9 protein-coding genes are annotated in these 10,516 nt (G+C 52.8%); 3 read left to right on the top strand and 6 right to left on the bottom strand.

What is annotated here, in order from left to right:
* Positions 1–53: 53 nt before the first annotated feature.
* Entirely contained in the window at positions 54–1,931 is a 1,878-nt protein-coding gene (locus JXQ85_RS04690) for a monovalent cation:proton antiporter-2 (CPA2) family protein (protein ID WP_421747722.1), read from the bottom strand.
* A gap of 15 nt (positions 1,932–1,946) precedes the next feature.
* Positions 1,947–2,402, bottom strand: a complete 456-nt coding sequence (locus tag JXQ85_RS04695) for an Lrp/AsnC family transcriptional regulator (RefSeq protein ID WP_421747723.1) — start codon at positions 2,400–2,402, stop codon at positions 1,947–1,949.
* A 147-nt stretch (positions 2,403–2,549) separates the two neighbouring features.
* Here JXQ85_RS04695 and hppD point away from each other — a divergent pair, with 147 nt between their 5' ends.
* The gene (hppD, locus tag JXQ85_RS04700) at positions 2,550–3,647 is read left to right on the top strand and encodes a 4-hydroxyphenylpyruvate dioxygenase (protein WP_421747724.1); all 1,098 of its coding nucleotides are present in this window, start codon (positions 2,550–2,552) and stop codon (positions 3,645–3,647) included.
* Positions 3,648–3,727: 80 nt separating this feature from the next.
* Here the strand turns inward: hppD and JXQ85_RS04705 are convergent, their stop codons facing one another.
* Positions 3,728–4,135 carry a universal stress protein gene (locus JXQ85_RS04705; RefSeq protein WP_421747725.1) on the bottom strand — a complete coding sequence of 136 codons (408 nt, stop codon included), beginning with the start codon at positions 4,133–4,135 and terminating at the stop codon, positions 3,728–3,730.
* Positions 4,136–4,289: 154 nt separating this feature from the next.
* Positions 4,290–6,452, bottom strand: coding sequence for a hypothetical protein (locus JXQ85_RS04710; protein WP_421747726.1), 2,163 nt, complete (start codon positions 6,450–6,452; stop codon positions 4,290–4,292).
* A gap of 166 nt (positions 6,453–6,618) precedes the next feature.
* Here JXQ85_RS04710 and JXQ85_RS04715 point away from each other — a divergent pair, with 166 nt between their 5' ends.
* Positions 6,619–7,311 (top strand): SIMPL domain-containing protein, encoded by a 693-nt coding sequence (locus JXQ85_RS04715; RefSeq protein WP_421747727.1) that lies wholly within the window; start codon positions 6,619–6,621, stop codon positions 7,309–7,311.
* A 76-nt stretch (positions 7,312–7,387) separates the two neighbouring features.
* Here JXQ85_RS04715 and JXQ85_RS04720 read toward each other — a convergent pair whose 3' ends face one another.
* Both JXQ85_RS04720 and JXQ85_RS04725 read right to left on the bottom strand, forming a co-directional pair.
* Entirely contained in the window at positions 7,388–8,680 is a 1,293-nt protein-coding gene (locus JXQ85_RS04720) for an O-acetylhomoserine aminocarboxypropyltransferase/cysteine synthase family protein (protein ID WP_421747728.1), read from the bottom strand.
* Between the two features lie 77 nt (positions 8,681–8,757).
* Positions 8,758–9,759 carry a hypothetical protein gene (locus JXQ85_RS04725; protein ID WP_421747729.1) on the bottom strand — a complete coding sequence of 334 codons (1,002 nt, stop codon included), beginning with the start codon at positions 9,757–9,759 and terminating at the stop codon, positions 8,758–8,760.
* 114 nt (positions 9,760–9,873) lie between these two features.
* On the opposite strand from JXQ85_RS04725, the gene JXQ85_RS04730 reads away from it, so the two are divergent.
* Complete coding sequence (locus JXQ85_RS04730; RefSeq protein WP_421747730.1) at positions 9,874–10,326, top strand: hypothetical protein; 453 nt, start codon at positions 9,874–9,876, stop codon at positions 10,324–10,326.
* Positions 10,327–10,516 lie beyond the last annotated feature (190 nt).

Here is a 10,516-nt window from a genome sequence, read left to right on the forward strand (position 1 = left end):
TGCCAAAGTATCCTATGGGAGAGGGAACTAGGTTCCCTCGGGGGCAAAGCCCCTTACTCTGCTGCGGTTTGCTTCTCAAGCTGTGCTGTCAGCAGAGTTTGTAGGTCTTTTTCAAGCTCCTTGGCACGCGCGACGTATTCAGGATTTTGTGAGCCAGGTCGGGTTGGGTCCCACAATTGCGCCAGTTCGCGCACCGCATGGCGGTCATGATGGTAAAAGGTTTGTTCGGCCTGACTGGCTTCGTAATCAGTCAAACCCACGTTCTCTAAGACGTAGCGACCTGCGCGCAGGCTACTGTCAAACATCTCACGTACGATATCATTGGCGCCTGCCTGATACAGACGAAACACTTCGACGCGGTCTCTAGCGCGCGCGACAATATGTAAATCGGATCGTTCCCGGCGAGCGTGTTCAATCAGCTTGATCGCCGCATCCGGATCATCCAGCGCGACCACGAGAACCCGCGCTTCTTCCAAACCTGCAGCGTGCAGCATCTCTGGTCGTGTTGGGTCGCCAAAGAAGCCTTTCACGCCAAATTTGCGCATCGCCTGAATGGCTTCCATGTCGTGATCCAGAACAACGGTGTCAAAGCCGGAAGCGCGCACGAGGCGGTTTACAATCTGACCAAAGCGTCCAATGCCTGCGATGATCACTTGGCCGGTTTCGTCAATTTCATCGGCCGCAGTTTCATGATGCTCATCCTGCATTCGGTTCGAAACCACTTCGTACAAGATAAACAAAAGAGGTGTGATCAGCATCGACAATGCGACCACCAGCAACAGCGTTTCGCTTAGCGCTGTTGGCAACACATGCTGTTGTACTGCGAAAGAGATCAACACGAAGCCAAATTCCCCAGCCTGCGCCAGCCCCAGCGCAAAGAGCCAGCGATTGCGGCTTTTCAATTTGAACGCCAGCCCCAGCCCGTAGAGGATCAGCATCTTTAGCGCGATCACCGACAGGGTCAGCCCTAGGATGTTCACGGGATCGCTGAGCAAGTTGTTGAAATCAATCTGCGCGCCAACAGTTATGAAGAACAGGCCAAGCAGAAGCCCCTTAAAGGGTTCGATGTCGCTTTCGAGCTCATGCCGGAATTCAGAGTTTGCTAAAACAACGCCCGCTAGAAAAGTGCCCAAAGCAGGCGACAGGCCAACGAGCGTCATTAAAACGGCGATGCCAATCACGATCAAAAGGGCTGTGGCTGTGTAAATCTCGCGCAGATGCGCGCCAGCAATGAAGCGAAACAGTGGACGGATCAGATAGATGCCAGCCAAGATCACGGCCACGATGGCCCCAAGAGTAACGAGGGTCACGCCCCAGGCTGGCAAGCCTTCGACCAATGACAATGAATGATGCGCGTCATGTGCAGAGTCTGATGGGCGTGTCACTGAACCATCCGGCGCAAAAGTTGCTGTGGTAGGTAAAGCCAAAAGCGGCAGGAAGGCCAACATAGGGATGACCGCGATATCCTGTGTCAAAAGTACGGAAAACGTTGCGCGTCCGCCGGACGTCTGCATCAATCCCTTTTCTGCCAGAGTTTGCAGAACAATTGCCGTTGAAGAGAGAGCAAATATCAAGCCGACTGCAAATGCGACGCTCCACTGATACTGCAACAACAGCATCCCGCCCGCGATGGCCAATGTGGTTAAAGTGATCTGCAGCCCACCTAAGCCGATCAATTTGTGTCGCATATCCCAAAGGGCGCGAGGTTCCAGCTCTAAGCCGATCAGAAACAGCATCATCACAACACCAAATTCAGCGAAATGCTGAAGATCCGTTGTTTCACTCCCGCCGATAAAGCCAAAGATGGGGCCAATCACAATGCCCGCAATCAGGTATCCCAAGACTGATCCCATGCCAAATCGCACGGCAAGCGGAACGGCCAGGACCGCAGCCAAGAGAAACATGGTGGCTTGTAGTAGAAAACTTTCCATTTGGGCTCCTGGGGGTCAGGTGGGCAGAGGGGCGTCGCGTTTGAATTGATCCATCACGATCTGACTTTGCACACGGCTAACTGCAGGATGCGGCAAAAGGATTTCGTGGATCAAGCTATTAAGTGCCTGAAGGTCTGCGCAAAAAACGCGCAGCATATAGTCGGCGTCTCCGGTCAGTGTCCAGGCGCTGATTACTTCGGGACGGTTGCCAATCAGGCGGGCGACGCTGAGCGAATTATCGGGCGCATGGGTGCCAAGTTGGATTTGTACAAAGGCTTGTACATTTAAACCAAGGCGCTGCGGATCTAGTTGTGCCGCATAGTTTTTAATGTAGCCATCAGTTTCTAAACGTTGGCGCCGACGGCCTGCTTGGCTCGGTGATAGGTGCAGTAAATCCCCCAGCTGGTTCGCCGTGAGATGAGCGTCTTTTTGAAGCGCAGCAAGCAGCCTTTTGTCTGTTTCATCAAGCATGGCGCGAAAATCCCGCATGAAAATATGAATTCACAAAAATTATACGCGAAAAAATAGGAAATTGCACGCACCTTCGCGGCGTTTGCGCTTCCGGGCTGGCCTATTGTGGGGACAGCGAACAATTTAACCCAAAAATAGGAGCATCTGATGGGCCCGTTTCCACATGACGCACCCCGCGCTGAGATTTCCGACTTCAATCCGGCCGGTACCGACGGCTTTGAATTCGTCGAATTCGCGCATCCTGAACCAGAAGAGCTGCGCGCTCTGTTCACCCGCATGGGCTATACTCATGTTGCCAACCATAAATCCAAAGCGATCGAGCTTTGGCAGCAAGGCGACATCACTTACATCCTAAACAATGAGCAAGGCAGCTTTGCACTGAGATTTGTAGAAGAGCACGGCCCTTGTGCCCCCTCTATGGGCTGGCGTGTTGTTGATGCGCAAAAGGCGTTTGAGCACGCGGTGTCTAAAGGTGCCGAGCCATATGAAGCGGCGGACAAAACCCTCGCATGGCCAGCCATAAAAGGCATCGGCGGATCACTGATCTATTTCACTGACCAGTATTTTGACACATCCCCGTTCAACGAGGAATTCGACTGGATCGTGACATCAAAGCCGGAAGGCGACGGGTTCTACTACCTCGATCACCTGACGCACAACGTGTTCAAAGGGAATATGGACAAGTGGTTCAAATTCTACGGCGATCTGTTCAACTTCCGAGAAATTCGGTTCTTTGACATCGAAGGCAAATTCACAGGCTTGTTCTCCCGTGCGCTGACCAGCCCATGTGGTAAAATCCGCATCCCAATCAATGAGGATCGTGGCGAGACCGGTCAGATCGTGAGCTATCTGAAAAAATACAATGGCGAAGGCATTCAGCACATCGCTGTTGGGTCAGAAGACATCTATAGCTCTGTTGGTCAGATCGCCGACAAAGGTGTGAAGTTCATGCCAGGCCCACCTGAAACCTATTACGATCTGTCTTATGACCGTGTCACTGGCCACGATGAGCCCAAAGACAAGTTGATGGAGCACGGCATCCTGATCGACGGCGAGGGCGTATTGGATGGCGGCGAAACTAAAATCCTGCTGCAGATCTTTTCCAAGACTGTGATTGGCCCAATCTTCTTCGAATTCATCCAGCGCAAAGGCGACGATGGGTTTGGCGAAGGTAACTTCAAAGCTCTGTTTGAAAGCATTGAACAAGAGCAGATCAACAATGGTGAAATTCAAGCCGCAGAATAAGTGGCTTAGGTCTGAGCGGGGCTTGCTTGCCCTCGCTCATCCTCCTACTGGGCGGCGGACTTCGGTTCGCCGCCTGTTTTTTAGCGCAGTACAACAACGCAACATTTGGCGTGACGCACAACGCGCGCGGCCGTGGACCCGATCAAGTAGTCACTGAATTCAGGCTGGTGTGATGTTATGACAATACAGTCCACACCCGTAGTGCTGGCATATTCCAAAATGCTGCGATAGCTATGGCCGGACACCACAACCGGGGTGACATCGCTGGCCTCTCCGAGTTCGGATTTAAGCGTGTCCTCGGCTTCGGCGATGCGGTTTTTATAAACATCGTGTGGGACTTGGGCCGCCACAAAGTTTGGAATTTCTTCCAAAACGGTGAGCGCCGTGATTTGCCCGTCTGGATCAACCATTTTGCGCGCCACTTTCATGGCTTGCGCATAGGAGGTTGCGTGATCAGGTGCCACAGGGATCAGGATATTCTTGTACATAATGGGCCTCCTTTCATTGCCATAAAACCCTGTTTTAACAGAGCTTTAGAAATGATGTGGAAGCAGAAGGCTGCCACCCATTTCAAAGCCAATGTATCGGCGATGAAGGGATGGGACTTTGATTCAAGTCATGTAAATTGAAGAATTTTCTGCACTACCCGCGCGGCATTTTCAGAATAATGGTCCGGCCGCCTTTGACGTAGCGCAGCTCGGAGGTGCTGATCGCAGCGACCTTTCCGCCGTCAATCCGGTCTCCGATTTTGATTTTTTTGTAGCGTCCATTGGATAGGCGAACCAGGGCGCGCCGATCGTTCGAGGCCCCATATACACCGATTAAATTGACTTTACGCAGGTTGATCGCATTTTGCTGCGTCGCATTGCGCGCGACAGAAGCCGTGGTCGGAATGCTTGGCGCAACGGTTTGTGATTGCGGAACCGGAACGGAGGCCAGTTGTTCCTTTTGGCGCTCGACAGTGCGGGCAAAGTTAGTCGGACGGGCTTGCGGTCTGATGCTGGCGAGCACTGCCTGATCTGTTGCGGCCTGAATATCAGACGGATCGATCGAAACCACTTGAACCGCGCGCTCAGGACGCAATTTAGGCCGAATGGCTGCAATTTCAGAAAAGGTGCTACCGCCCAATGTGGCGCGTTCATTTTGTTCAACCAAATCGACAGGGCGCGATTTAGGACGGAAGCTTGCCAAACGGGAAACCTCAGCTATCGCCGCAGTGTCGACGACTTCTGGGGCAGCTTGTCTAACTGGGAAAGCCGCTGGCAAAGACGCCGGCTTACCAAGATAGACCAAAATACCTTCAGGCGAGATGGCACCGGCGGCGGTCGCGACTACCAATCCGCTTTCGTCCAAATCAAAGGTGACGCCAGCTGCAACTGGGTTGGATTGCTGTGCGATTTGTGGATCAATGCCAAAGCTTTCAGGCGTTGGCAGCGCGATGGCGTCATGTGTTTGTTGCATGGTCTCAAAGGACGCGAGATAGATCGCTTCGGCATTTTCGCTGTTGGGTGTGATGGGTTGTGCCGGTGAACGATCCCAAATGCCAGTGGCCGCATAAAGCGCATCGCCTGTAATGCTGGGCAGCGCAGCCTCAAGCACGGGGTCGATTAGAGTGCCTTCGCGGTCGTCCAGGGCTTCAATTTCTGCGGTGTCGGTGATTGTCTCGTTGTTGACCGGCGGCAGAGCTGCGGTTTCAAGCGTATCGACCTGTGCGCCATCTAGCGCGATGGTTTCTACAGGAGTGTCTGCGCCAAACCATCCTGCAAGGCCATCGTCCGAAAATACAGAAGACCAAAGCGCAACCCCTGCCAGGAAGACAAGCAAGATAACAATTAAAATGACGCCAAGATATTTTGGCTTGCCACCGATTTCGATTGGATCGGGTGCTGGTTTCTTAGATTTTTTGCTTTGTTTTGGCTTCGGCTCTGTCGGCTTCTCAATCGTCTGCGTGCCATCGGTTTCTGAAGTGCGTGACGCGCCACGCAAACGTAATTCTCCCGATGGTTCGGGGCGATTTTTGAGCCCCGCAATCAGCGTTGCTGGATCAAATCGTGGTTCTTGCGCTGCAAGTGCAGTTGCTCCGGCGGGGGCTACTTCAGGGGCGTCTTCAGTTGCAGACGGCGAAATTGTTGTGGCATCGGTGTTGATTTCCACGCCACGTTTTGCACCACCCAATCGGATCTCTGTGCCGGTATCAGTTGGAGTCGCGACCAATCGCGATGAGGCAAAAGGTGGCGCAGGTTCTGGAGTGGGTTTTTCAAGTGGCCCTTCCGAGACAACAAATACGACGGCATCATCAGGGCCAACAGACTCAGGCGCATCCATAATGCTGCTGGCGAGGCCAGTGGTGCCAAAAAAAGGTTCTGCGTTGAATTCTGTTGGGTCCGGGATGGCGGCAAAGCTCACCGGGTGAAAGCCATGTTCGCTTGCAAAGTCCAGGGCTTCTCCAAGTGTTTCATGCGCAACGGCTGCGACTTGGACGCCTTCGGTTGTCTCAACGAAATCATACGCCAATTCGTCCAAAGAATAGGGCGTCGCGGTCTCGAGTGCTTCGGTGATGGTTTCGGTCTGATCAATTGAGACCCCAGGTAGGGTCAAATATTTGATCTGGTCGTTTGGCAAGATGATCTTACATAGCGCATCACCGCCGGCATGATCTTCCCCCAACTGGCGAAGACCGCGCAGCGCATCTTCAAGATCGGCGTGCTCTAACGGGACATCGCCAAGCTGATGCCAGCCTTCATCCAAACGGCATAAGAATTTGATGCCATCGAGTGAAAGGGACAGGGCATAATTTGGTTTCATAGTTGTGCTCTAACACTGGATGGTACTTGGCAAAAGAATTTGCCCGTGGTGCGTCAGATTTATAGCAGGAAATCGCCGAAGGGGAAGGAAAGAGCCCTTATCCCCGAGTAATTTAGCGATCAAACGCTTAGCTTGAGGCTAAGATCAAAACCTAAGGGAGATTTTGATGCAATTCCTTCAGAAAATTGCGCTGGTCACGGCGCTTGCATTGCCGGTGCCGCTTTGGGCCGGTGAACTTACAGTGCAGGGCAGGGGAACCGTTGAGCAAGCCCCAGATATGGCAGTAATTTCATTGGGTGCGCGCTATCAGGCCTTCACAGCAAAAGAAGCTATGAGTGAGGTCAATAAACGTACGCAAGCGGCCTTGGATATTATGGAGCGTCTCGGAGTAGAGCCGCGGGACATGCAAACCGGCAGCCTCTATCTTAACCCTGTATGGGAGCGCGGCGATAATCGGATCGATGTGGCGCGCATCAAAGGATATGAGGCCGGAAACCAAATGCGTGTCCGTATCCGGGATCTTTCGATTTTGGGGTCCGCTTTGGATGAAATGGTCAGTGATGGGGTGAATGCCTTTAATGGCTTAAGCTTTGCACTTCAGGATCCGAGTCATGCCATGGATGAAGCACGCCGCAAAGCTGTGGCCGATGCGGTATCTAAAGCTAAGCTCTACGCAGAAGCAGCTGGTGTAGAGCTTGGCGCAGTGCTTTCGATTAGCGAAGGCGGCATTTCGGTGCCACAACCTCGCTTTATGGCGCGCGCAGAAATGGCGATGGATTCCGGTGTTCCGGTGGCGGCTGGTGAATTGAGCACGCAGGCGACCGTCAGCATCGTCTTTGACATCAAAGAAGCAGAGTAGATTTGAAAATAAAATGGGTCGCCCTAGGGCGACCCATTCTTATTATATATGTGTTGTTCGTTGCTTATTCAGTTAATCAGGCCATCGCCTTGGTCAGCGCCTGATCCAAATCAGCAATGATATCATCTGCATCTTCCGTCCCAATTGAGACACGCACAACATTTGCAGACGCGCCCGCCGCATCTTGCTGTTCTGGTGTCAATTGACGGTGGGTTGTTGATGCGGAGTGGATGATCAGGGACCGCGTGTCGCCCAAGTTTGCAACATGGCTGAACAGCTCAAGACTATCGACCAGTTTCACACAGGCGTCATAGCCGCCTTTGACCGCGAAAGTGAACAATGCACCAGCACCTTTCGGGCAGATGTCTTTGATCCGTTTATACGATGGGGAGCTTTCCAGCCCCGCATAGGTCACGTAGTCAATCCGGTCGTCATTCTCGAGCCAGGTTGCGACCTTCTTGGCGTTGGCCACGTGTTTTTCCATGCGCAATGATAGGGTTTCGATACCCATTAGGGTGTAATGCGCACCTTGTGGGTTCATGGTCATGCCCAGATCGCGCAGACCGATGGCGATCGAGTGGAATGTGTAAGCCATTGGACCTAGTGCCTCACCAAAGCATAGGCCGTGATAGGCCGGCTCTGGTTTGGATAGGGATGGGAATTTGTCGTTCTGCATCCAGTCAAATTTGCCGCTGTCGATCACTGCGCCGCCTGTCACTGTGCCGTTTCCGGTCAGGTATTTGGTGGTTGAGTGCACAACCAATGTTGCGCCCAATGCAATTGGGTTACACAGGTAGGGTGTGGCCGAGGTGTTATCAACGATCAGCGGCACACCTGCTTTGTCAGCAATTGCTGCGATCGCTGGGATGTCGGCGATATGGCCACCTGGATTGGCAATGGACTCACAGAAAACGGCTCGGGTGTTTTCATCAATGGCTGCCTCGACCGCAGCTTCGTCATCTAGATCGACAAACTTCGCGGACCATCCAAACCGTTTGATGGTCTGGCTCAGCTGTGTGACAGATCCGCCATAAAGACGGTTGGACGCCACAACATTGCAGCCCGGCATCATCAATGGGAACAGGGCCATGATCTGCGCAGCGTGTCCAGACGAGCAGCAAATACCGCCAACGCCACCCTCAAGATGAGTGATGCGTTCGGCCAGAGCGCTGACCGTAGGGTTGGTGAGGCGGGAATAGATGTTCCCAACTTCGGCCAGATTAAACAGATTAGCCGCGTGTTCCGCATCGCGAAAGACATAGGCGGTCGTTTGATAAATCGGTATTTGGCGCGCGCCAGTCGCCGGATCAGGGTTGGCCCCCGCGTGGATCTGCAGCGTATCAAAGCCGAGTTTGCGTTCTTCAGACATTCTTTCCTCCAGAGCAGTATCCCCGAAAGGTCTAAGCACCTGACGGCAGAGGATCAATCAAAAGCTGAACAGCTGCGTCAGCGCATCCAATATCCGTTACGTCGCAAAGCGTTTCGGATGGCTTGCTCTTTGCGCGGCAAGTGATCGCGGTCAAAGAGCGCGCGCGCCTTTTGCCCCCGCCCATGATAGATCATGAACTTGAATGGATCATATTGCTTAAGCACGCGCTTGATGTCGTTGGGGGCGGTAACTTGCTCAAGGGTTTCGACCACATGATCAGCCTCGCGCGCATATAGAAGCGGCAGCAGGCGGTAATGACAGGTAATCGCGCCATCCATCAGACCGTCAGGCAGTGCGTCACGTCCGCCACCAAAGGAGTGGATGACAAGAGGAAGTGCGATTTGATCCAGCCAAGGGGTCAATTTCTGACTGGCAAGTTCGGTGGGCGTATCATCGCGAATGGATAGGGAATACTCTAAGTAGCGTTCCCCGAAGGCTCTGGGGCATTTGTAAAAGAAGAAGCCCGCATTGAAGTAAAGATAGCGGCGCCAGTATTCATCCGGTTGGCTTAGATCGAGTGAACTTTCAAAGTCCAATCCAAAGCGGTCATACAGCGCTTTCCATATGCCCGCGTAACCGGGACCATATAAAGGTGGGATGGGCCAGGTGCCTTCAACTTTCAAAGATGCGCCTGGTTTATCAAAGTCAAACGGAACACGTGACAGATCCCCTGTGATCAACGTGTCCGTATCTAAGAAGACAAATGGTTCGCCTTCCGGCATTGCCATCAGTGCTTCGATTTTATTGCCGTTGGGGTAGTCTTCGCCGAAGTGGGTGCTGTCAAACTGTATGACTTCACCACCGAGTTTTTCGATCAGCTCACGCGCATTCTTATTATGCATCGCTGGCGATTTTTGCCACAGTGGCCCAAGGCTTGGTTCAGCCACAAAAACGCGGCCTTTGAAATCGGGAGCGTTGGCGCGCAGCGAGGCCAGAAGCAAGACCGCTTCATAAGTCAGGCGACCTGCCTGTCCAATCAAGAGCACATTAAAGCTTTGAGGATCTGCCAATTGGGTCATGTTTATTGTTCTTTGCACGATAGGTTAAAAAAAACCTTACAAATAAAACGCTATTTCCGCCAAGAGACTTTCACGGTTGTTCTGCTATAATCTGATGAGAGGGAGGATTTTTAGATGAAATTATTAGGTTCGATACTCTTTGGCGCGACGCTTGCAATGACGGCTCCCGCAGCGCTTGTGGCGCAAGATCGCTCCGCCGAAGATCAAACCCCAACGGGTAAGTTTCTGACGGCGACGGAAGTTAAGCCTATTCTAGCTGCCACGCGCGCCAGTTGGATTGCTGTGCGCGAATGGGAGGGGCAGGACCTGATCTATTTTACGCATCTGCTGAGCTGGCGCTGCGGTCTTTACGAAATCCGTTATTCGGTAAACGGTGGTGCGCAAAAGCTGTGGCCAGTTCCGGCGTGTGATCCGGCAACACATGCAGTGGGCGTGATCCCGGACGGGGCCTCTATATATACAGAGCTACCATTGAGGTCCGTGGATACGGTACGGGTCGAGTTGCTTTATGATGATCTCAGCACGGAAAGCGCTGATTTTAACCGCGGCGCGGTTTTGATTCCGTGATTCACCGGTGTTGTGGCTGAGTGACTCGCGATTCCTGTGCGATTCCAGATTAGATTTGGGGGATTCTGAGAGGATTCTAGGCCTGTTTCAGGTTTGATCTGTGGATAACTCGTCAGTTCGGCAATTTAGGCGTGTGCCCTTTAAGCGAGGAGGGGGCGACTTGCTGGTATCTGAGTCCTCCCACCTCATT

Origin of the sequence: Cognatishimia sp., from assembly GCF_049116455.1 — a bacterium.
Taxonomy (GTDB): domain Bacteria; phylum Pseudomonadota; class Alphaproteobacteria; order Rhodobacterales; family Rhodobacteraceae; genus Cognatishimia.